The 23,004-nt window shown below is 66.2% G+C and carries 16 protein-coding genes; 11 read left to right on the top strand and 5 right to left on the bottom strand.

The features are described 5' to 3' along the window. The first annotated feature begins 10 nt into the window (after positions 1 to 10). Together SJY12_RS00950 and SJY12_RS00945 are read left to right on the top strand one after the other, a co-directional pair. On the top strand, positions 11 to 700 hold the full coding sequence (locus SJY12_RS00950) for an ABC transporter ATP-binding protein (RefSeq protein WP_050600236.1): 690 nt from the start codon (positions 11 to 13) through the stop codon (positions 698 to 700). After that, on the top strand, positions 697 to 3,216 hold the full coding sequence (locus SJY12_RS00945; RefSeq protein ID WP_397505696.1) for an ABC transporter permease: 2,520 nt from the start codon (positions 697 to 699) through the stop codon (positions 3,214 to 3,216). Before SJY12_RS00950 ends, SJY12_RS00945 begins: the two co-directional genes overlap by 4 nt. A 254-nt stretch (positions 3,217 to 3,470) precedes the next feature. Here SJY12_RS00945 and SJY12_RS00940 read toward each other — a convergent pair whose 3' ends face one another. After that, the gene (locus SJY12_RS00940) at positions 3,471 to 6,158 is read right to left on the bottom strand and encodes a TonB-dependent receptor (RefSeq protein WP_397505695.1); all 2,688 of its coding nucleotides are present in this window, start codon (positions 6,156 to 6,158) and stop codon (positions 3,471 to 3,473) included. Positions 6,159 to 6,415: 257 nt separating this feature from the next. Here SJY12_RS00940 and typA point away from each other — a divergent pair, with 257 nt between their 5' ends. Then, entirely contained in the window at positions 6,416 to 8,233 is a 1,818-nt protein-coding gene (gene typA, locus SJY12_RS00935; RefSeq protein WP_050600233.1) for a translational GTPase TypA, read from the top strand. A gap of 72 nt (positions 8,234 to 8,305) precedes the next feature. On the opposite strand, the gene SJY12_RS00930 is transcribed toward typA, so the two are convergent. Beyond that, the gene (locus SJY12_RS00930) at positions 8,306 to 9,151 is read right to left on the bottom strand and encodes an outer membrane protein (protein ID WP_397505694.1); all 846 of its coding nucleotides are present in this window, start codon (positions 9,149 to 9,151) and stop codon (positions 8,306 to 8,308) included. Positions 9,152 to 9,351: 200 nt separating this feature from the next. On the opposite strand from SJY12_RS00930, the gene putP reads away from it, so the two are divergent. The 4 genes from putP to SJY12_RS00910 are packed head-to-tail and all read left to right on the top strand — an operon-like array spanning position 9,352 to position 13,787. Next, entirely contained in the window at positions 9,352 to 10,833 is a 1,482-nt protein-coding gene (gene putP, locus SJY12_RS00925; RefSeq protein WP_063511558.1) for a sodium/proline symporter PutP, read from the top strand. 41 nt (positions 10,834 to 10,874) lie between these two features. After that, the gene (gene ggt, locus SJY12_RS00920) at positions 10,875 to 12,671 is read left to right on the top strand and encodes a gamma-glutamyltransferase (RefSeq protein ID WP_397505693.1); all 1,797 of its coding nucleotides are present in this window, start codon (positions 10,875 to 10,877) and stop codon (positions 12,669 to 12,671) included. Between the two features lie 24 nt (positions 12,672 to 12,695). After that, positions 12,696 to 13,067, top strand: coding sequence for a VOC family protein (locus SJY12_RS00915; RefSeq protein ID WP_397505692.1), 372 nt, complete (start codon positions 12,696 to 12,698; stop codon positions 13,065 to 13,067). Positions 13,068 to 13,121: 54 nt separating this feature from the next. Then, complete coding sequence (locus SJY12_RS00910; RefSeq protein WP_397505691.1) at positions 13,122 to 13,787, top strand: extensin family protein; 666 nt, start codon at positions 13,122 to 13,124, stop codon at positions 13,785 to 13,787. Between the two features lie 33 nt (positions 13,788 to 13,820). Here SJY12_RS00910 and SJY12_RS00905 read toward each other — a convergent pair whose 3' ends face one another. Both SJY12_RS00905 and SJY12_RS00900 read right to left on the bottom strand, forming a co-directional pair. Then, entirely contained in the window at positions 13,821 to 14,606 is a 786-nt protein-coding gene (locus tag SJY12_RS00905; RefSeq protein ID WP_348032203.1) for an alpha/beta fold hydrolase, read from the bottom strand. Between the two features lie 38 nt (positions 14,607 to 14,644). Beyond that, positions 14,645 to 15,190 carry a DUF3617 domain-containing protein gene (locus tag SJY12_RS00900; RefSeq protein WP_397505690.1) on the bottom strand — a complete coding sequence of 182 codons (546 nt, stop codon included), beginning with the start codon at positions 15,188 to 15,190 and terminating at the stop codon, positions 14,645 to 14,647. A 99-nt stretch (positions 15,191 to 15,289) separates the two neighbouring features. On the opposite strand from SJY12_RS00900, the gene uvrB reads away from it, so the two are divergent. From uvrB to SJY12_RS00885, 3 genes are all read left to right on the top strand, one after another. Then, a complete protein-coding gene (uvrB, locus tag SJY12_RS00895; RefSeq protein WP_160766517.1) occupies positions 15,290 to 17,485 on the top strand; it encodes an excinuclease ABC subunit UvrB in 2,196 nt (731 codons plus the stop codon). A 69-nt stretch (positions 17,486 to 17,554) separates the two neighbouring features. Beyond that, positions 17,555 to 19,060: a S10 family peptidase gene (locus SJY12_RS00890; RefSeq protein WP_397505689.1), complete on the top strand. Its 1,506-nt coding sequence runs from the start codon at positions 17,555 to 17,557 to the stop codon at positions 19,058 to 19,060. A gap of 54 nt (positions 19,061 to 19,114) precedes the next feature. Beyond that, on the top strand, positions 19,115 to 19,708 hold the full coding sequence (locus SJY12_RS00885; RefSeq protein ID WP_397505688.1) for a hypothetical protein: 594 nt from the start codon (positions 19,115 to 19,117) through the stop codon (positions 19,706 to 19,708). Here the strand turns inward: SJY12_RS00885 and SJY12_RS00880 are convergent. Continuing rightward, entirely contained in the window at positions 19,644 to 21,746 is a 2,103-nt protein-coding gene (locus SJY12_RS00880) for a protein-disulfide reductase DsbD family protein (RefSeq protein WP_397505687.1), read from the bottom strand. The two genes, SJY12_RS00885 and SJY12_RS00880, sit on opposite strands and share 65 nt — an antisense overlap. Positions 21,747 to 21,789: 43 nt before the next feature. Between SJY12_RS00880 and SJY12_RS00875 the strand changes: the two genes are divergently transcribed. After that, positions 21,790 to 23,004: an FAD-dependent monooxygenase gene (locus tag SJY12_RS00875; RefSeq protein WP_397505686.1), complete on the top strand. Its 1,215-nt coding sequence runs from the start codon at positions 21,790 to 21,792 to the stop codon at positions 23,002 to 23,004.

Below are 23,004 nucleotides of genomic sequence, written 5' to 3'. Positions count from 1 at the left end.
TCGCAGCACTGTGACCAACTCTCAACCCGCGATTTCCGCCCGCAACCTCACCCTTTCACTCGGCACGCGCGAAGCGCCGGTCGATATCCTGCGCGGTATCGATCTGGACATCGCCCGGGGATCGACCGTCGCGCTGCTCGGCCCCTCGGGCTCGGGCAAAAGCTCGTTGATGGCCGTGCTGTCGGGTCTCGAGCGCGCCAGCGGCGGCAGCCTGCAGGTGGCCGGTGCCGATTTCGCGACGATGGACGAAGATGCGCTGGCGCATGCCCGGCGCGGGCGGATCGGGATCGTGCTGCAGGCCTTCCACCTGCTGCCGACGATGACCGCACTCGAAAATGTCGCCACGCCGATGGAACTCGCCGGCGCAGACGACGCGCAGGTCCGCGCGCGCAGCGAACTGGAAGCGGTCGGCCTCGGCCACCGGCTCGATCACTATCCGCAGCAGCTTTCGGGCGGCGAACAGCAGCGGGTCGCCATTGCGCGTGCCATCGCCGCCCGCCCCGACCTGATTTTCGCCGACGAACCCACCGGCAATCTCGATGCTGCCACGGGGCACGAAATCGTCGAACTGCTGTTCGCGCGCCGCGCCGAAACCGGCGCCACGCTGCTGGTCATCACGCATGACCCCGAACTGGCACAGCATTGCGAACGCGTGCTCACGCTTGCCGACGGACGCATTGCGAGCGACACTGCCGCATGAGCTGGGCGACTGCATGGCGCATTGCGCGGCGCATTGCGCGGCGCGACCTCAATGCCCGGTTCAAGGGGCTGCGGCTGCTGCTGGTGTGCCTGTTCCTTGGCACGGGCGCGCTTGCTGCCATTGGTTCGCTGACCGCGGCGATCGAAGGCGAGATCGAGGCCAACGGCCGCGAATATCTCGGCGGCGATCTGCAGATCGAACTGTGGCAGCGGGGGCTGTCCCCCGATGAACGCGGCGCGCTGGAGGAACTGGGCGATGTTTCTGCCGGCACGCGCCTGCAGGCAATGGCGCGGTTCGACGACAAGGCCGCCCCGATCGAACTCAAGGCCATCGACAGTGCCTATCCGCTCTATGGCGAACTGACGCTAACCGACGGCCGCTCGGTCGGCGCGCCTCCCGCGGGTCAGGCATGGTTGTCGCAGGGCGCCGCCGACCGGCTGGGCGTCGCCCTCGGCGCGGCGATCGCGATCGGCACCGAGACGCTGCGCGTGGGCGGTATTATCGAGACCGAACCCGATCGCCTTGGCGAAGGTTTCCAGCTCGGCCCGACGGTCATCGTGGCCGAAGACCTGCCGATGCGTGCGGGGCTGATTGCGCCCGGTTCGATGTACCAGTCGAAGACCCGCGTCCGGTTCGACCAAGGCCGCGATCTCGAAGCCGTCGAGGAACAGCTCGAAAACCGCTTCCCCGAAGCCGGTTTCGACATCGACACCGCCGACCGCGCCGCGCCGGGCACTGACCGTTTCGTCGACCGGATGAGCGAATTCCTCACGCTGGTCGGGCTCGCCGCGCTGGTCATTGCCGGGATCGGCATCGGCGGCGGCGTGACCTCCTATCTCGACGCCCGACGGCAGGGCATCGCCACGCTCAAGATTCTCGGCGCATCGAGCAGCGACATCGCCCGCATCTATGCCTTGCAGATCGTCGCAGCCTCGCTGGCCGGAAGCCTGGCGGGGATCGTGGTCGGGGTCGCGCTCGTCCCGCTCCTCGCGACCGCGCTGCAGGGCCTGCTGCCCGTGTCGAGCAGCGTGGTGATCGATCCCGGGGCGATCCTGCTCGCGCTGGCTTACGGCATGCTGGTGGCACTGGTGTTCGCTGCCCCGCCCCTGCTGCGCGCGCGGCAGTTTCCGGCCATGGCGCTGATGCGTTCGCGCGTGGCCCCGCTGGCGCGCGATCCCAAGGCGCTGGTGCTGGTCGGCGGCGGGCTGGCCGCGATCATCGCGCTGGCCCTGCTGACATCCAGCAATCCCCTGCTGTCTGCCGGCTTCCTCGCCGGTGCAGCCGCAGTACTGGGACTTCTTGCGCTGATCGGCCTCGGCATCCGCAAGCTGGCGGGAGCCATCCCGCGCCCGCGCAGCCCGATTGCGCGCAATGCGCTGGCCAACCTCCACCGACCGGGCAGTTCGACCGGCGCATTGGTGACCGCGCTGGGTTTCGGGCTGGCCGCCTTCGTCCTGCTCGCAGCGGTGCAGACCGCGATCGACGGCAATATCGCCAAACGCGTACCCGACCGCGCGCCCGATTACTTCGTGCTCGACATTCCGCGCGACCAGGTGACCGAGTTCGAGACGCTGGTGCGCGAAGCCGATCCCGATGCCAGCTGGCGCACCGTACCCGCGCTGCGCGGCTCGGTGCTGGCCTTCGGCGATGACACGGCGATGACCCGCACGGCCGAGCTCGAGGAGATCCCCGATGGCGCCTGGGCCCTGCGCGGCGAACGCGGGCTGACCTATGCCGACGCTCTGCCTAACGGAAACGAACTGACCGCCGGTAGCTGGTGGGGACCGATGTACGAAGGCGAACCGCTGGTGTCCCTCGACGAGGATTTCGCGCAGGCCGCAGGTCTGGAAATCGGCGATCTGATGACCTTCGGCGTGCTGGGCGTGGAACGCACCGTGCGCGTCGCCAATCTCCGCCGGATCGACTGGGAAAGCCTCGGCTTCAATTACGTCTTCGTGCTGAGCCCCAACGCGCTGCGCGATGCCCCGCACAATCTGGCCGCCACCATCCAGCTGAGCGCGGGAACGCCGACCGGTCCGCTGCTCCAGTCGCTGGTGGCCGCATTGCCTTCCACTTCGGTGATCGAGGTGGGCGGCGTGCTCGAACAGGCCCGCACGATCCTCGAACAGGTGGGCCTCGCCACATTGGCGGCGGCCAGCGTCGCGGTACTGGCCGGGCTTGCCGTCCTGCTCGGCGCAATAGCCGCGGCGCGCGCCGCGCGGACCTACGACACGGTGGTGTTGCGCGTGCTCGGCGCGGACCGCCGCCAGATCCTCGTGATGCAGCTGATCGAATATGTCGCGCTGGCCGGGGCGCTGGCGCTGGTCGCGCTGGGTATCGGCAGCCTCGCTGCATGGCTGGTCATCACGCAGCTGTTCGAATTCGACTGGCTGCCCGACTGGGGGGTGGTGCTGGCCGTCCTGGGCCTTGGCATCGTCACTGTACTGGCCTTCGCGCTGGGCGCCTCGCTGCCCCTGCTGCGCGCCAAGCCCGCGCAGGCGCTGCGGACGCTCTAACTCGGGGCTTCGCGGCGGGTTGCGCGGCGGGGCAGGCCCCACCGCCCCGGCATCAAAACGGCCGGCCTCTCTTACGCCATTCCACGATAGCAGCCTGAGGCTGGAGATCGGCCGCAAGGCCGAGTGGGCACCCTGCGTTGCTTCTATCCCAGCGAATGGCAATCGGCACTTACGGACCAGCGCTGCGGAATCCGCCTCAGGCAAAGAAAAGGGGGCCCGCAGGCCCCCTTCCCCTGTTCGATTGTTCGCTTCGTTTAGAAGCGGAAGCGGGCTGCCACACCGTAGGTGCGCGGCTGGTTCGGGTAACCCGAGATCGCTCTGCCCTGTGCCACTGCCGGGAAGACCGTGGTCAGGTAACGGTCGTCGAGCAGGTTGCGGCCCCACACGGTCAGTTCCAGACCCATGTCGAAGGCATAGGTGAACGATGCGTTGAGGCTGTTGACCTCGCGCTTGTACGCAGCGGCCGCGGCACGCGCCGGACCGAAGTCGCGTTCACCGGTGACCGGATCGATCACGATGTAGTTGGTCAGGCCATCCACGACCTGCACCGGCGATGCATAGGAGAAGTCGCCCCGCAGGATGACCCGGTCACCGCGCGAGTTGATTTCCTGGTTGTACTGCGCGCCGAACACGGCCGACAGTTCGGGTACGCCGGCAACCGGTTCGCCCGTCAGATCGCCCACCGGCGAAGCGACGAAGCTGTCGTACTGTGCATCGAGATAGGTCATCGCCACGCTCAGCGTCAGCGCGTCGCTGGCGTAGACCTGGCCGTCGAATTCGATCCCGAAGGTTTCCTGCTTGCCCGCATTCGACAGGATGAACGACGTACCGGTGAAGGTGTTCGCCTGGAAATCCTCGATCGCCTGCTGGAAGAAGGTCAGGTTCGCTGCGGCACGGTCCCAATTGCCCTTGATGCCGACTTCGTAGACTTCCGAATTCTCGGCGTTGGCGAAGCGGGTGCCCGGACGCAGGTTGGTGACCGCAAGGCCCTGGGCCTGCAGCGCGGCGAAATCGGCCGGCAGCGGACGGCTGTCACGCGACAGGTTGAAGCTCGGCGCCTTGTAGCCGGTCGCCCAGCTGGCATAGACGTTGAGCGTCGGCGAGACTTCGTAAGCCAGACGGACGTTCCAGCTCCAGTCGTCATCATTGGTCGAGCAATCCTCGACCGCGTTCGGGCAGTTCTGCATCGGCGGCAGGAACTGGAACGGATTGAGCGCCAGGAACGGGTTGACCGACGGGTCCGCCTGGTTGGCGTCGGCAAAGGCCTGCACGCCTGCCGAAACCTGGCCGAAGGCAGCCGGGTTGGCCGCAGCGAAGGCACCGATTTCGGTCTGGCTGGCCGGACGGCCGAGACCGAGCAGCGTGCCGACCTGCGTGGCCAGGCCCTGAGCGAAGATCGCCCGATTGCCCGAGGACACCAGATCGATGTTCGAGAACACATCGGTGCTCGTCGAATTGGTGACGATCTGCTTCTTGTCCTTGGTGTAGTTGGCGCCAAGCGTCAGCACCAGCCGGTCGGTGATCTCGAAATCGACATTACCGAAGATCGAGAACGCTTCGTTGTCCTGGACGATGTTGTTGAAGAAGCCCTGGCCTTCGGCGAAGAACTGGCCGGTGTAATCGGTGCCGTTGAGCGCCGACAGCGTGGCTTCAAGCGAATTGACGGTCTGCGTTCCACCGGTCGCACCCTGCAGGAGCAGGTTGGCGTAGGGACGGAAGGCGCTGCCGTAGACGATCTGGTCCGAGGTATCGACGCGCTCGTCGAAATAGTAACCGCCGATCAGGAAGTTGAACGGGCCGTCGAAATCCGAGGCGATCCGCAGTTCCTGGGTGAAGGTTTCGATGTCGGCATCGCCGATGTTCGCACCGCTCACGGCAGGCAGGCTGGTGAAGTCGACGTCCTGGTCGGCCCCCAGCTGGGTCTTGCGATAGGCGGTGATCGAGGTCAGCCCCAGCGCGCCGAAGTTGTAATCGACCTGGCCCGAGATGCCGTAGTTCTCGACGTTGTTGATCGGATCGACATCGGTGAACACGACATCGCCATCGGGGTTGTTGCGGAAATCGTTGACCTGGCCGCCGAGCAGCTGGATCGCACCGATTTCGGCCGAGGGCGCCACGTTGAGCACGCCGCAGCAGCGCTCTTCGATCTTGTCGTAATCGCCGATCACGCGGACACGCAGCGGGCCGCCGTTGTCGAACAGCAGCTGGCCGCGGGTGAACCAGCGATCGCGGTCGTTGATGTCGTCGCCATTGGCGCCGTTGGTCAGGAAGCCGTCACGCTTGTTGATGCCGCCGCCCACGCTGAACGCGAAGGAATCGCTGATCGGACCGGTGACGAAGCCCTTGACGACCATTGCGTCGTAATTGCCGTAGCTGGCTTCGACCATGCCGCCGAAGTCGAACTGCGGTTCCTTGGTGACGATCGAGATCACGCCGGCGCTGGCGTTCTTGCCGAACAGGGTCGACTGCGGGCCGCGCAGGACCTCGACACGCTGGATGTCGGGCAGGTCGGAGATCTGCGATACCGCGCGGCTGCGATAGACGCCGTCGACGAACATCGCGACCGACGGTTCGAGACCGATGTTGTTGCCGTCGGTGCCGAACCCGCGGACCGAATAGCTGGTGGCGAACGAGCTCTGGTTCTGGCTGACGCGCAGCGAGGGAACCAGCGTGGCAAGGTCGGCGACGTCGCGGATCTGGGCCTGCTCAATCGCTTCCGAGCTGGTCACGCTGACGGCGACGGGCGTTTCCTGCAGCGTCTGTTCGCGCTTGGTGGCGGTAACGATGATGACATTGCTGTTGGCCGGTGCGGCAACGGCGCTGTCATCGGCTTCGTCTTCGGCATCCTGCGCCTGCGCTGCAGCGGGCAGCACCATGGCGGCAGCACCTGCCATCAGGGCGGTACGAACGGACGCGGAACGGCCGAAAGCATTGAATTTCATGAATGGTCCTCTTCTCTCAAGACGTATTTTTGGTCTGCTGCGCAGTCCCCAAAATCACGCAAGCTGCGGCCGATTACCAGACTTGCCCAGCCTCTCAAGCATTTAGCGGCGGCGATGATAGCTCATCCGGCGACTGTGACTTTGACGTTACACCACAACATCTTGTCGCAATGCAGCAACTCGGCTAGGGGCGCGCCCGAAACGTCTCGTGCCCACCATGCGTTGACGCTACGGCACGCCAATAGAAAGCACAATCCATGTCCCGCGACCTGCGCAACGTGGCGATCATCGCCCACGTCGACCACGGCAAGACCACTCTTGTCGACCAGCTCTTCCGCCAATCGGGCACCTTCCGCGACAACCAGCGCGTCGAAGAACGCGCGATGGATTCGAACGATCTGGAAAAAGAACGCGGGATCACCATTCTCGCCAAGTGCACCAGCGTCGAATGGAACGGCACCCGCATCAACATCGTCGACACGCCGGGCCACGCTGACTTCGGCGCCGAGGTCGAACGCATCCTGTCGATGGTCGATGGCGTCATCCTGCTGGTCGACAGCGCCGAAGGCCCCATGCCGCAGACCAAGTTCGTCACCGGCAAGGCGCTTGCGCTGGGCCTGCGCCCGATCGTCGTGGTCAACAAGATCGACCGCGGCGATGCGCGCCCGCAGGAAGTGCTCGACGAAGTGTTCGATCTCTTCGCCAATCTCGATGCAAATGACGACCAGCTCGACTTCCCCAGCCTGTGGGCCTCGGGCCGCGACGGCTATGCAAGCGAGGACGAGCATGCGCGCGAAGGCAATCTCGAGCCGCTGTTCAAGCTGATCGTCGACCACGTGCCCGCCCCCGGGCTCGACACCGAAGCGCCGTTCAGCTTCCTCGCGACGCTGCTCGACCGCGACAACTTCATGGGCCGCGTGCTGACCGGCCGCGTCCAGTCGGGCAAGATCGACGTCAACGACCCGATCCATGCGCTCGACCCCGACGGCAATGTCGTCGAAGTCGGCCGCGCGACCAAGCTGCTGGCGTTCGACGGGCTCGAGCGGGTCCCCGTCGAACATGCCGAGGCGGGCGACATCATCGCGCTTGCCGGCCTTGAAAAGGCAACCGTGTCCAACACCATCGCCGATCCGGTCGTGAAAACGCCGATCGCCGCGCAGCCGATCGATCCGCCCACGCTGGCGATGCAGTTCTCGGTCAACGACAGCCCGCTTGCCGGCCGCGAAGGCAGCAAGGTCACCAGCCGCATGATCCGCGATCGCCTGTATCGCGAAGCGGAAACCAATGTCGCGATCCGCATCACCGAAAGCGCCGACAAGGACAGCTTCGAAGTGGCCGGCCGCGGCGAGCTGCAGCTTGGCGTGCTCATCGAAACGATGCGCCGCGAAGGCTTCGAGCTCGGCATTTCGCGTCCGCGCGTGCTGTTCCGTGAAGAGAACGGCCAGCGCATGGAACCGTTCGAAACGGTCGTCATCGACGTCGATGACGAGCATTCGGGTACGGTCGTCGAGAAGATGCAGCGCCGCAAGGCCGAGCTTACCGAAATGCGCCCCTCGGGCCAGGGCAAGACCCGCATCACCTTCTCCGCGCCGTCGCGCGGGCTGATTGGCTATCACGGCGAATTCCTGTCCGACACGCGCGGCACGGGCATCATGAACCGCCTGTTCGAGAAGTACGACACCTATCGCGGCGTGATCGAGGGCCGCCAGAACGGCGTGCTGATCTCGATGGTCCCGGGCGAAGCGGTCGGCTATGCGCTCAACGCGCTCGAAGACCGCGGCGAACTGTTCATCCGTCCGCAGGCGAAGATCTACGAAGGCATGATCATCGGCGAAAACGCCAAGCCCGACGATCTCGAAGTCAATCCGATGAAGTCGAAGCAGCTGACCAACTTCCGCTCGACCGGCAAGGACGACGCCATCCGGCTGACCCCGCCGCGAGTGATGACGCTGGAACAGGCGATCGCCTATATCGACGATGACGAAATGGTCGAAGTGACACCCGAGAACATCCGCCTGCGCAAGGCGATCCTCGACCCGCACGAGCGCAAGCGCGCGAAACGCGCCGCGCAGTAACCGCCGCGCCGACAGCAGACAAAAAAAGGGCCACCGCGAAGGTGGCCCTTTTCGTTTCGGCTAGGACTTCGCTCAGAAGCGGAAGTTCAGCGTCGTGCGGATCGAATGGATGTCGAAGTTCGGATCCGAGGGGCGCAGGCCCGTCTGGCCCGAATCGAGCAGGAACGGGTTGGTCGCCGGTGCGCTCCCCGCGCCGACCACGACATAGGCGTCGTTGTCGTCATAGCGCGAATACAGATATTCGAGACCGAGCGAGACATTGTCGAACAGGTAGAGTTCGCCGCCGGCGCCGATCTGGCCGCCCAGCTGCCAATCGTCATCATCCGTCATGGTGAAGGAATTGGCGCCGTTGGTGGTGATGAAATCATGGTCGATATCGGCATAGGCGAGACCGCCGGTGACGTAGATCAGACCGCGGCCGCTGCCGGGCGAAACGCCCAGACGGCCACGCAGTGCGACCGACTTGTCGAGCTCGCGCTTGAAGGTGTAGCTCGCCGGAGTGGTGCTGAAGCCGTTCGAATATTCTTCCGAATCCGACATCGCGCCTTCGACCAGCAGGCCGGCCACGATCGGGCCATCGCCGATGCGCTGGTCGAAACCGATGCGGACGCCGTAGCCGAAGCGCGACTTGTCGTCGCTGCAGCCGTCGGCGGCACGCGGGCCGTTGGCAATGCCGTTGCAGAAGCCGGGGCCGAACGCATTGGCGCCGGTCGTGGTGCGGACCGTGTCGCCAAACTCGCCGTCGCCATCGGTGTCGAAGACGATGCCTTCGCCCGCTTCGTCGTCGAGCCCGTCGAGCCCGAAGCTGCCGCCGACATAGACGCCGTTGAAGAAATCGGGATCGGCATCCTGCGCGTAAGCAGGCTGAGCAACGAGACCCGCGAGAATCGCGGTGGCCAGAATTGTCGAATTTTTCATTGAAAAACCTTTGAGTTATTTGGACCCTGTTGTCCGCTAGACGCGTGGGTCGCCAAGCCGTTCCACCGCCGTTCGGCGCCGGCGTCAAAGTGTCTCATATGTGCAACAGCGTTTATGGCCCCCTCCCCGGCGGACGGGCTGCGCAGCGGCGCAATCGCAGCAGTGGCAAGTGCACCATGCATCTGTTAGATGCCCCGCCCATGCAGACGGGAACATATATTTCACTCGCCTTATATTTCGTTCTGATGATCGCCATCGGCCTGTGGGCATGGAAGCGTTCGACCGACACCAGCGAGGGGTATCTGCTCGCCGGACGCAACCTGCCACCGGCAGTCGCCGCGCTGAGCGCGGGCGCGTCGGACATGAGCGGCTGGCTGCTGCTCGGCCTGCCCGGCGCGCTCTATGCCAGCGGCCTGGTCGAGGCGTGGATCGGGATCGGCCTGTTTGTCGGTGCGCTGGCCAACTGGTTCGTGGTCGCGCCGCGGCTGCGGGCGCAGACCGAAAGCTACGGAAATGCGCTGACCATCCCCGAATTCCTCGCCAACCGCTTCCCCGACAAGGCAGTGGCGCTGCGCGTGATCTCGGCGCTGATCGTGGTGGTGTTCTTCGCGGTCTATACCGCCGCTGGCCTGGTCGGCGGCGGCAAATTGTTCGAAACCAGCTTTGCCAGCCTGTTCGGCGATATCGGCATGAGCGATTACATGCTCGGCATCTGGATCACCGCGCTGGTGGTGCTGGCCTATACGATGGTCGGCGGCTTCCTCGCGGTCAGCCTCACCGATTTCGTGCAGGGCCTGATCATGGTCGTCGCGCTGGCGGTGATGCCGCTGGTGGTGATGTTCGGCGAAGGCGGCAGCGCGGGTGGATCGCTGACCGACGTACCGGTCGACGGCTTCCTGAGCCTGACCAACGGCCTGACGCTGATCGGCTTCATCAGCGCGGTAACATGGGGCCTGGGCTATTTCGGCCAGCCGCACATCATCGTGCGCTTCATGGCGATCGACACGGTCGCCAAGGTGCGCCCGGCGCGCAATATCGGGATGACCTGGATGGGCGTGGCGCTGCTCGGTTCGATCGGCATCGGCATCGCCGGCCGCGCCTATGCCGAACGCAACGGCATCGTCGTCGAGGATCCCGAGACGATCTTCATCGTGCTCGCCAACCTGCTGTTCCACCCGCTGATCACCGGCTTCCTGCTGGCCGCGCTGCTCGCCGCGATCATGTCGACGATCAGCTCGCAGCTGCTGGTCGCCTCGAGCTCGCTGACCGAGGATTTCTACAAGCTGTTCTTCCGCCGCCATGCATCCGAGCGTGAAAGCGTCAATGTCGGCCGCATTTGCGTGGCGCTGGTCGCGATCGCGGCGATCATCATCGCCAGCGATCCCGACAGCCAAGTGCTCGGCCTCGTCTCCAACGCCTGGGCAGGCTTCGGCGCCGCCTTCGGCCCGCTGATCATCCTTTCGCTGACATGGGACCGGATGACGGGTGCCGGCGCCGTTGCGGGCCTCGTCACCGGTGCGGCAGTGGTCATCGCGTGGATCGCACTGGGCTGGAACGCGGCGCTCCCGGGCATGGACCAGGGATTGTACGAAATCGTCCCCGGCTTCATCGCCGCCTGGCTGGCCATCTTCCTGGTCAGCAAGGCAACCGCCGGAAGCAGCGACCGCCCCTTGCCAGCCTGACGCGCATTCGTCACACCGTCTGCAAAATTCAGGAGACGGACATGCGAGCATTACTGGCGGGCGTTGCAGCCTTCGCCCTCACCGCCATCCCGGCCACCGCGCAGGACACCGCCGAGCGGCCCGCGGTCGAGGAACAGATCGGCGGCGGCGGCCGTCCGGTCGGCGCCAACTGGGCGCGCAGCCCGGTGATCGCGCAGCACGGCATGGCGGCGACCGCGCATCCGCTGGCGACGCAGATCGCGCTCGATGTGCTCAAGGACGGCGGCAGCGCGGTCGATGCGGCGATCGCCGCCAATGCCGCGCTGGGCCTGATGGAACCCACCGGCAACGGGATCGGCGGCGATCTGTTCGCCATTATCTACGACCCGGCGACCGGCGAATTGCACGGCATCAACGGCTCGGGCCGCAGCCCGCAGAACCAGACGCTCGCGCAATTGCGCGAAAAGCTGGGCGAGGCCGAGGCGCTCCCGCCCTATGGCGCGCTGCCGATCACCGTGCCCGGGACAGTCGACGCATGGTTCGCGATGCACGAACGCTTCGGCCGGCGCAGCATGGCGGCCAACCTGGCACCGACCATCAGCTATGCCCGCGAAGGCCACCCGATCGCGCCGGTCATCGGCATGTATCTCGCCCGCTCGCTCAAGGCCTATTCGGCGCGCGAGGACCAGTTCGATTTCAGCAATGCGCGCCAGGTCTGGTTCGCCGATGGCAATGCGCCCGAGGCTGGCGAGATCTTCCGCAATCCGGACCTGGCCGACACGCTCGAGGCGATCGCCCGCGACGGGCGCGATGCCTTCTACGACAGCGCGCTGACCGATGGCATGATCGATTACCTGCGGGCGCAGGGCAGCGCCTTCACCCGCGCCGATTTCGCCGGGCACAGCAGCGAATGGGTCGAACCCGCCTGCGTGGGTTACAAGGATGGCTACGAATTGTGCGAATTGCCGCCCAACAGCCAGGGTTTCGCCGCGCTGCAGATGGTCAACATCCTGAAGAATATCGACCTGTCGCAATGGGAACGCGGCAGCGCGGAAGCGCTGCATTACATGGTCGAGGCGAAACGGCTCGCCTATGCCGATGTCGCGCGCTTCTATGCCGATCCCGACTTCGCCGCCATCCCCGCCCAACTGCTCGGCGAGGATTACGGCGCCGAACGCTTCAAGCTGATCGACCCCGCCAAGGCCACACCCGAATTCGCGCCGGGCGAGATCGAGGTCGCGCCCAAGCTCGAGGGTGAAGGCGACACCACCTATCTCACCGTCGTCGATGGCGAAGGGATGATGGTCAGCCTGATCCAGTCGAATTATCGCGGCATGGGCGGCGGGCTGGTGGCGCCCGGCACGGGCTTCATGTTCCAGGACCGGGGCGAATTGTTCAGCCTCGATCCGGCGCATCCCAATGCCTACGAACCGGGCAAGCGCCCCTTTCACACGATCATTCCCGCCTTCGTGAAGAAGGACGGCCAGCCTTATATGACGCTGGGCCTGATGGGCGGCGGCATGCAGCCGCAGGGTCACGTGCAGGTGCTGGTCAACATCGTCGATTACGGCATGAACCTGCAGGAAGCCGGCGATGCCGCGCGCTTCAACCATGACGGCGGCCGCCAGCCGACCGAGGCACTGGCCGGGCCCTCGGCCGATCCGCTGGGCACGCTGTATGTCGAACCCGGCATTCCGGCGGAATTGATCGCGCAGCTGCGCGCCATGGGCCATACGGTCGAAGTGGTCGACAACGGCATCATGTTCGGCGGCTACCAGGCAATCGCGCGCGATCCCGCAACGGGCGTGCTGACGGGGGCCACCGAAATGCGCAAGGACGGGCAGGCATCGGGCTATTGAGGGTCGCCTGACAAGGAGAGCGACATGGCCAAGGTAACCGGACTGGGCGGGGTCTTCTACGTGGTGGAAGACCCCGCCGCCACGCGCGCATGGTATCGCGACGTGCTGGGGATCGACGGCGAATACGGGCCGCAGCTAGACTGGTCCGAAGAAACCGGCGACAAGCCCTATTCGCTGATCAGCCATTTTCCCGACGACCAATACGTCAAGCCGGGGCGCGGCGGGTTCATGATCAACCTGCGCGTCGACGATTGCGACGGCATGGTGGCGCAGATCGAAGCCAAGGGCGTCGAGGTGCTCGGCCATGTCGATGAAGGCTATGGCAAGTTCGCCTGGATCCTCGATCCCGACGGGGTGAAGATCGAGCTGTGGCAGCAGGTGCAGGCCCCCGCTTAGTCAGCACGAACATCGTTAGCGCTATGTTAACGATGTCGAGGGAATAATCGCGGCATGCGACCGCATCCCGCCATTGCTCTCCTCCTCCTGATCCTGGCGGGATGCGGCGTCGTACCCGACAGCAAGACCGCCGATCGCGGCATGCGGCAGGCCGGTTCGCCGGCGATCAGCACCGCCCGCCCTGAGGCGCGGCAGTGCCACGCCGAACTGGGCATGACCGGATCGCGCTTCATCCCGCTGCCCGACAAGTTCTACGGCCAGGGCTGTTCGACCGCCAACAGCGTTAGGCTGGAAGGCGTCGGCGGCGATCGCGATCATTTCACCGTGACCAATCTCGGCGCAGTGGCCTGTCCGCTGGCGAACAATTTTGTCGGATGGGCGCGCTTCGGCGTCGATCGGGCGGCGCGCCAGATCCTCGGCAGCCCACTGCAGCGGATCGAGACCATGGGCAGCTATTCGTGCCGCAATGTCGCGGGCACGGCGCGCCGCAGCGCGCATTCACGCGCCGAGGCGATCGACGTTTCGGCCTTCGTGCTAGCCGATGGGCGGCGCGTGTCGGTGCTGTCGGGGTGGAACGCCTCGCGCGAGGAGAGGGAATTCCTGCGGGTCGTCCACAAGAGCGCGTGCAAGCGCTTCGGGACCGTGCTCGGCCCCGATTACAACCGCGCGCATCACGATCATTTCCATTTGGAATACGGCAAGGGCAATTACTGCCGCTGACGGGACAGGGAGGCAGAAGCCGCCAACCGCCCGTCAGTCGCGGTCGAGTTCGTCCAGCACCGCTTCCACCGCTTCATGCGTCAGCACGAACCCCATGTGCGAACAGCGCAGCGCCACTGCGCGATCGCGTTCGCCGGCACGCCCGCAGGCCGCCCGCGGATGGACCACGCCGTCCTTCGGACTCCAGAACGCGACGGTTTCCACCGCCGGCTTTTCATGCAGCACGGTATCGATTTCCGGCTCGTCGACGCGGTGCCCGGCGATCGCCTGATAGGCGCGCCAGCCATTGTTGGCCCGCGGGCTGCCCGAGAAGGGCGATCCCATGGTGATGACCTTGGCGACCTTGTCGGGATGCTGCTTGGCGATTTCGCGCGCCATAACCCCGCCCAGGCTCCAGCCGACCAGATGGATCGGTTCGCCCGTGCGGCGGTACAGATCGACCAGCCGTTCCTCGACCTGGCGAAAGCGGGACTCGGTCGCGCCGAGATTGTAGCCGAGGCCCCATTTCTTGGCCGTATGGCCGGCGCGTTCGAGATGGCGGGCCATCCACCGCATGCGGATCGGATGCGCACCGAAGCCGGGCAGTAGCATCACGGTCCTGGGATGCGCGGCAGCGGCAACCTCCAGCGGCTTGCCCAGCGCGCGGCGGACCGGTTCGAGCGGCCACAGCAATTCGCGCAGCAGCAATTGCCAGCGCGGGCCGCGGGCATCATCGGGACAAGGTTCGGCCGCCAACGCCCAGCGCCGGGCCAGTTCCTCGCGGTCGATGAGTGCGGTGTCTTTGAACGGTAACGCTGCCATCACGGTGTAATAATGCACCGTGGACGGTTTAGCTCCCCTTAAAGCTTCCCGGTCTTCTAAGCGTCACAGTTGCCGATGCGCTCCTGTGAACTGTTCATGGTCATGGTCATCGTCTGTCCGCCGGGCGCCTCGGCATCCATCGTCATGGTCATTTCCGACGAGGTTTCGCCGCCCCTGCCCTTCATGGTCATCCGTGCGGCGCCTTGCCCTTCGACTTCGCAATTCATGACCGCATCGATCTGGCCGCCCGATGCGTCGAACTTCTCGAAGCTGCAATCGTCGCCGTCTTCCTGCGCTTGCCGCGCCATTTCCTCGAAGCCCTTCTCGGCCTCTTCGGCGGTGAGGCAGTATTCGTGCGTCTGCGGCCCCTGGTCGAGCATCCCGCGCATCATGTCCTGCACCTGCTGCGGCGCCCCGGGCAGTTCGACATCCACGAATTCGACCGTGGCGCGATACTGGCCGGGAAGCGGGCGGACCATGTCTGCGGTCTGCGCAGCGGCCTCTTCCATGCTGATCTCGCCATCGCCGTCGGCATCGGCGGTGCCCCCTCCGCAAGCGGCGAGAGTAAAGCTGGCGACAGCGGCAGTCACGATACGGCGCATGGAAAATCCCTCCTTCTGGTCGAGGCAGGAGGCTAGCAGCCGGGCTGCGCGAGGCAAGCACCGTTGCGCCTGCCGCCCGCGTTCCCCATATGTGCGCGCATGAGCGAACTCGTCATCCGCCGCGGCCTCGAAGAACCCGACACCACTGGCGATTTCGTCCCGCACAAGCCCGCCCGCCCCGAAAAATCGATGCCGGGCAAGAAGTTCAAGCTGGTCAGCGAATATACGCCATCAGGCGACCAGCCGACTGCCATCGCCGAACTCACCGCCGGTGCACGCGAGGACGACCAGACGCAGGTGCTGCTGGGCGTGACCGGGTCGGGCAAGACCTTCACCATGGCCAAGGTGATCGAGGAATTGCAGCGGCCGGCGCTGATCCTCGCGCCGAACAAGATCCTCGCCGCGCAGCTTTACGGCGAGTTCAAGAGCTTCTTCCCCGAGAACGCAGTCGAATATTTCGTCAGCTATTACGACTATTACCAGCCCGAAGCCTACGTCCCGCGCAGCGACACCTACATCGAGAAGGAAAGCAGCGTAAACGAGGCGATCGACCGGATGCGCCACTCGGCCACCCGCGCGCTGCTCGAACGCGACGACGTGATCATCGTCGCCTCGGTGTCGTGCCTCTACGGTATCGGCTCGGTCGAAACCTATTCGGCGATGATCTTCGACATCAAGAAGGGCGAGGCGGTCGACCAGCGTGAGCTGATCCGCAAGCTCGTCGCGCTCCAGTACAAGCGCAATGACGCGGCCTTCGCGCGCGGCAATTTCCGCGTCCGCGGGGACAGCCTGGAAATCTTCCCCAGCCACTATGAGGACATGGCATGGCGGATCAGCTTCTTCGGCGACGATATCGAGGAAATCAGCGAATTCGATCCGCTCACCGGCAAGAAGGGCGCCAGCCTCGACAAGGTGCGCGTCTATGCCAATTCGCACTATGTGACGCCGGGGCCGACGATGAAGCAGGCCGCCGAGGCGATCAAGTTCGAGCTCGCCGAGCGGCTCAAGGAACTGCACGAGGAAGGCCGCCTGCTCGAAGCGCAGCGGCTCGAGCAGCGGACCAATTTCGACCTCGAGATGATCGCCGCCACGGGCAGCTGCGCGGGGATCGAGAACTACAGCCGCTTCCTCACCGGGCGCCTGCCGGGTGAACCGCCGCCGACACTGTTCGAATACCTGCCCGAGAACGCGCTGCTGTTCGTCGATGAAAGCCACCAGACGGTGCCGCAGATCGGGGCGATGTCGAAGGGCGACCACCGCCGCAAGATCACGCTGGCCGAACATGGTTTTCGCCTGCCCTCCTGTATCGACAACCGCCCGCTGCGGTTCAACGAATGGGACGCGATGCGCCCGCAGACCTTCGCGGTCTCGGCCACGCCGGGCACGTGGGAGATGGAGCAGACCGGCGGCGTCTTCGCCGAACAGGTCATCCGTCCCACCGGGCTGATCGATCCGCCGGTGGGCATCCGCCCGGTCGAGGACCAGGTCCAGGACTGCATCGAGGAATGCAAGAAGACCGCCGCCAAGGGCTATCGCACGCTGGTCACCACGCTGACCAAGCGGATGGCGGAAGATCTGACCGAATTCATGCACGAGGCGGGCGTCAAGGTCCGCTACATGCACTCCGACGTCGAGACGCTCGAACGCATCGAGCTGATCCGCGACCTGCGGCTGGGCGTCTATGACGTGCTGGTGGGGATCAACCTGCTGCGCGAAGGCCTCGACATTCCCGAATGCGGGCTGGTCTGCATCCTCGATGCCGACAAGGAAGGCTTCCTGCGCAGCGAAACCAGCCTGATCCAGACTATCGGCCGCGCGGCGCGCAATGTCGACGGGCACGTGATCCTCTATGCCGACCGCATCACCGGCAGCATGGAACGCGCGATGGCGGAAACCGACCGCCGCCGCGAAAAGCAGAAGGCCTATAACGAGGAACACGGCATCACGCCGCAGACGATCCGCCGCCAGATCGCCGATATCGTCGCGCATACCGCGTCGCAGGACGGGGTCACGGTCGATACGGGCGATGACGAGCGCAACAATCTCGTCGGGCACAATCTGCGCGCCTATATCGAGGACCTCGAGAAACGCATGCGCACTGCCGCCGCCGATCTCGAATTCGAGGAAGCCGGCCGCCTGCGCGACGAAATCCGCCAGCTGGAGAACGACGAACTCGGTCTCGGCGATAGCGAGAAGAAGGCCCCGCGCGTCGGCCGCAGCGATGCGGGCCGCCCGGGAACGCGCAAGACGCGCTATGGCAAGACACGCTACAAGCGGATGGGCGGCAAACCGTGATCGACAGGCGTATTTGACGCGGGTCGTGCGGTGGGGTCATAGGATGGCCGCAAAGGGGGACTGAACCGCATGAAATCGAGCCGTATTCTCGCCGCCATCTGCGCCGCGAGCGCCGTCGCATTGGCGCCGCACGCCGCACTCGCGCAGGACGACAGCGTAGAGGCCGCCGCACCGGCCGCGATCGAACCGCAGGTCAGGACGCGCGACATGGTCGGGACGTTCGGCGGGCAGCGCGTGTCGTACCGCGCGACGATTGCGGAGACCGTGCTGGAAGCGGACGACGGCAAGCCCGAAGCGGTGGTCGTCACCACCAGCTATGTGAAGGACCCGCGCGATACCTCGCGGCCCGTGTTCTTCCTGTTCAACGGCGGGCCCGGATCGGGTTCGGTGTGGCTGCAGATGGGCGCGTTCGGGCCCAAGCGCGTGGCAATCCCCTCCGACGCCCGCGACGACGGCGCGCCGCCCTACCCGCTGCTCGACAATCCCGACAGCCTGCTCGACGTTGCCGACCTCGTGTTCATCGACCCGCCGGGCACCGGCTTCAGCTATCTTACCGAAGGGACCGACCCGAAGAAGTATTACGGGCTCGAACAGGACGAGGAAGCGGTGGCCAAGGTCATCCGCCTGTGGCTCAACGACAATGGCCGCTGGAACAGCCCCAAATATCTCGGCGGCGAAAGCTATGGCACCACGCGCACCGCGATGGTCGCGCGCGAGCTGGAAGGCGGCACCTTCAATGACGTGGGCCTCAACGGGCTGATCCTGATCTCGACCATTCTCGATTTCGCCGGGCGCGAACCCACGCCGGGCAATGAAATGGCCTATGTCGTCACGCTGCCCAACATGGCGGCGGCGGCCTATTATCACGGCAAGGTACAGGCGCCCTCGGTCGAGGCGATCGTCGAGGAAGCGCGCCAGTTCGCCATCGGCCCCTTCATCACCGCGCTGCTCAAGGGGCAGGACCTGCCCGATGCCGAACGCGCCGCGGTGCGGGCCGAGCTTGCGCGGCTGACCGGCCTGTCCGAACGCTATCTCGACCAGGCCGACCTGCGCGTCACTGCGCAGCGCTTCTACAAGGAATTGCTGCGCGACCGCGGGCTGACGATCGGACGGCTCGATGCGCGCTACACCGGGCGCGATTTCGACAATGCCGGCGAGACGCCCGACAACGATCCCAGCTTCTACGGCATCGATGCGGGCTACACCGCGGCGATCAACAGCTGGGCCCGCGAGACGCTGGGGTTCGAGACGACCCGCGAATACCAGTCGATCGGGCGCGAACCGGGCCGGCACTGGCAATGGTCGACCGGCCAGGGCCGCGGCGCCTATCTCAATGTCGCGCCCTATATCGGTCAGGCGATGCGCCAAAATTCGCAGCTGCGCGTGTTCAATGCGCAGGGCTATTACGATTTCGCCACGCCCTTCTTCGGCGCCGAATATTCGCTCAACCGGACGGGCATTCCGCAGGACCGAGTGGAGCTGCATTATTACGATGCCGGGCACATGATGTATGTCCGCGACGAAGACCGGGCGAAGTTGTCGCGCGACATTCGCGCCTTCATCCGCAACCGCTGAGGATAGCGCATCACGCGCGCTTGAACGCTGTCACGCCTGTGTCATAGCGCGCGCATGCGCCGCTTTCTCGCCCTCCTCCCGCTGACCGTACTGGCGGCCTGCAAGCCGCCCGCGTCGGACGATTACGTCGAACGGACACGGATTGGCGAACCGGCCGCCGGTCCCTCCGAACCGATCGATTCCCCCGATACCGAGAATGCGATCTGGGCCCCGGCCGCCAGCGGCCAGCGGCTGCTGTACGGCACGCCGGGCGAACGCCCGCTGTTCGCAGTCGAATGCCTCGAGGGCGACCGGGCCGAGGCGACGCTGGCCTACACCCGCTTTGCCCGCGCCGATCCGGGCGCCAAGGCGGTGCTCGCGCTGATCGGCAACGGCCATGTCGCACGGCTGCATATCGACGCCGTGCGGATCGGCGACGTCTGGCGGTGGGAAGGCGCGGTGGCGGCGGACGATGCCCGCATGGACGTGCTGACCGGCACGCGCCAGGTCGAGGCCACCGTGCCCGGCGCGGGAAGCGTGATCCTCAATTCGAGCCCGCTGCCCGGCGAACTGGTCGAGGCATGCCGCGCCCCTGACCAGGCGGTTACGGCCGAGGCGGCGGAGAGCGATCCGCCGCCTGCGCCCGCTGCACCAGAAGATCCGGCGTAAGCACCTGCGGCAATTGCTCGGCCTCCTCGCCGGGTGCGTACCACAGGTAGAGCGGGACGCCCGCGGCCCCCTGGCGCGTGAGCATGCGCGAGATTTCCTCGTCGCGGCGCGTCCAGTCGGCGCGCATCGCGATAACGCCCGCCTGCTCGAACGCGGCGCGTGTCGTTTCGCGCTCGATCGCGACACGTTCGTTGACCTTGCAGGTGACGCACCAGTCGGCCGTGAACCAGACGAACACCGGCCGCCCCGACCCGCGCGCCTCTGCCAGTGCGGCGTCGCTGAAGGCGACCGGGTCGAGCAGGCTCGCGCCCGCCTCGCCGGCCGGTGTCTCGGGTTCGGGCAGCAGGGCGAGCCCCAGCGCCAGCGCCGCCAGCAAGGCTGCGAACAGCGACAGCGTCCCCCCGCGGGCGCGCCGCTGGAACTGGCCGATCAGCGCCAGCCCGCCGATTGCCGCTGCGCCGAGTACCAGCACCAGCGCCAGCCATTCGCCGCCGCCGATCCGCCATGCCAGCCAGCCGAGCGCGGCTGCCGTCAGCCCCATGGGCAGCGCCATCCAGCGCCGGAATTGCTCCATCCAGGCGCCGGGCCGCGGCAGGCGGCGGCGGATCGCCGGGACGAAGCCGACCAGCAGGAAGGGAAGCGCCAGCCCGGCACCCAGCGCGACGAACACCAGCAAGCCATGGAGCGGTTCGATCACCAGCGCCGCGCCCAGCGCCAGCGCCATGAACGGCCCGGTGCATGGGGTGGCGACAAAGGCGGCCAGCAGCCCGGTCGAGAAGGAACCGCCCCGCGACGGCGCGCCGCCCGAAATCGCGAAACCGGGGATCGTGAACAGGCTGAGGAAATTGGCGGTAATCGCCAGCGCCAGCAGGAACAGCGCGGCGACCACCAGCGGTTCCTGCAACTGGAACGCCCAGCCGATCTGCTCGCCCGCTGCGCGCAGCAGCAGGATGGCGCCGCCCAGCGCCGAACAGGCGAGCACCACCCCGGCGGTATAGGCCAGCGCATCCCTGCGCGCAGCACGCGCATCGCCCCCGGCCTTGGCAAGCGCCAGCGCCTTGAGGCTGAGGATGGGAAAGACGCACGGCATGATGTTTAGCAGCAGGCCGCCCGCCAGCGCTGCCAGCAGCAATTGCCACAGCGATGCGTCGCTGCCGCCTTCCAGCGGCGCCACATCCTCGAGCGGAACATCGCCCGGCTGCGCGGCAAAGCGCACGCCGCGGCCATCGCCCAGATCGAGAATGCCCGCGATAGTTTGCGGTCGCGCCGCGCCGGCGGCATCGACGCCCGGCGGGGACGGCCGCTGCTCGAGCGGGATTTCGGCCACCAGCAGGTCACCTTGGCGGCGGAAGGTCTGCGCGCCGGTATAGACCGGCCGGTCGTCCCCGCCCAGTTCGGCGGTGGCGAGGAACAGGTGCGGCGCGCCGAGCTGCGTCGCCGTGGGGATCGGAATGCCGATCCGCAAGCGGTCGCGCGCGAATTCGAAGCGCGCCGCGCTGTCGAGCGGAGGGACGATGGCGGCGCGCCATTCACCGAACCGCGGATCGGCGACGGCGCGGGCGGGATCCAGTGTCATGCGCGCCTGCTGCGGAACGCAAATCGTGTCGGTGCAGGCCAGATAGCTGGCGGTGAGCGCGATCGTCCCGGCGCCGGCAAGCGCTGCACCTTCGGGCACCGTGATGGGCACGAGCACCGCGTAATCGCCTTCATAGACATGGTTCATCAACCCGCCGATCACCAGCTGCTGCGGCAGCGGATAGAGCGGCTCGCCCGCATTCCAGCCGGAGGGGAGTTCCCAGTCGAGCTGCATGCCGAGGCCGGCATCGCCCGGGTTCGACCAATAGCCGTGCCATTCGGGTGTCGAGGGCGTGAAATGCAGCGCCACCATCCAGCGCTCGCCCGGCTGCGGGACGCCTTCGGCGACCAGTTCGACCGGCATGCGGTCGCTGCCGGGCCCCTGGGCAGACGCGGGGGTCACAAGGACCGGGCCTGCAAAGGCCAGCGCCAGCAGCGCCAGCCATAGGCCGACCCGTTCCATTATCCTTGCCTCGGTCACGCCGCAGGCTCTAGGGATTGGCCCCATGACAGACAAGCGAGACCTGCTGATCCTGGGCGGCGGCCTGGTGGGCATGACCCTGGCGCTGGCCGCGGCGAAAAAGGGGCTCTCGAGCCACCTCGTCGACCGCGCCGATCCGGCCAGCCTGACAGCCGAAGGGTTCGACGGAAGGGCCTCGGCCATATCGACTGCCAGCTGGCGGTTGTTCCGCCATATCGGGCTCGAACAGGCGCTCGAACCGCATGGCTGCGACATCGCCGCCATCGCGGTGCTCGACCAGATGAAGCCCGGCCGGCTCGATTTCCGCCCCGAACCGCATGAAGGCACGCTGGGGCGAATGTTCGCCAATCGCCAGCTGCGGCTCGCAGTCCACGAAGCCGCGGCCAGCGAACCGCTGATCGAATGGCACGCGCCGGTCGACGTCACCGCGCGCGATCGCGGCGAGTTCGGCGTGTCCGCCACGCTGGGCGACGGACGCGTGCTCGAAGCCGCGCTGATGGTCGGCGCCGAAGGCCGTGGCTCGCCCAGCCGCGAGGAAGCCGGGTTCAAGATGGCCAGCTGGGATTACAGCCACCGCGCGCTGATCGCCGGGATCGACCACAGCAAGCCGCATGACAATGTGGCGTGGGAAATCTTCTATCCCGAAGGCCCCTTCGCGCTGCTGCCCATGCTCGACGGGCCCGATGGCCAACATCGCAGCGCGCTGGTGTGGACGGTCGACGAGAAGGACGCGGCGGGCGTGCTCAAGCTGTCCGATCGCGCCTTTCTCGCCGAAGTGCGCAAGCGGATGGGGGACCTGCTGGGCGAGCTGACGCTCAACAGCGCGCGCTCGTCCTGGCCGCTCAGCTTCCAGCATACCGCCAAAATCGTCGACAACCGGCTCGCGCTGGTCGGCGACAGCGCGCACGGCATGCATCCGATCGCGGGCCAGGGTCTCAACCTTGGTCTGCGCGATGTCGGCGCGCTGGTCGAAGTTCTCGATGAAGCGCTGCGGCTCGGCCTCGATCTGGGCGATGCGCAGGTGCTCAAGAAATACGAGGAATGGCGCGCACTCGATTCGCTGATGGTGATGGGCGCGACCGACAGCCTCACGCGCATTTTCGGCATTCGCGGGAAAACCGCCAGCGCGCTGCGCCGCTTCGGCATGGCCGGGATCCAGCGCACCAGCTGGCTCAAGGGCTTCTTCATGAACGAGGCGCGCGGCGTCTCGGGCGAGCTGCCCGAACTGCTCAAGGCCTGA

Origin of the sequence: Qipengyuania sp. R86523 (genome assembly GCF_044596365.1) — a bacterium.
In the GTDB taxonomy this organism is placed as follows: domain Bacteria; phylum Pseudomonadota; class Alphaproteobacteria; order Sphingomonadales; family Sphingomonadaceae; genus Qipengyuania; species Qipengyuania citrea.
This window is presented reverse-complemented; position numbering and strand designations above follow the sequence as displayed.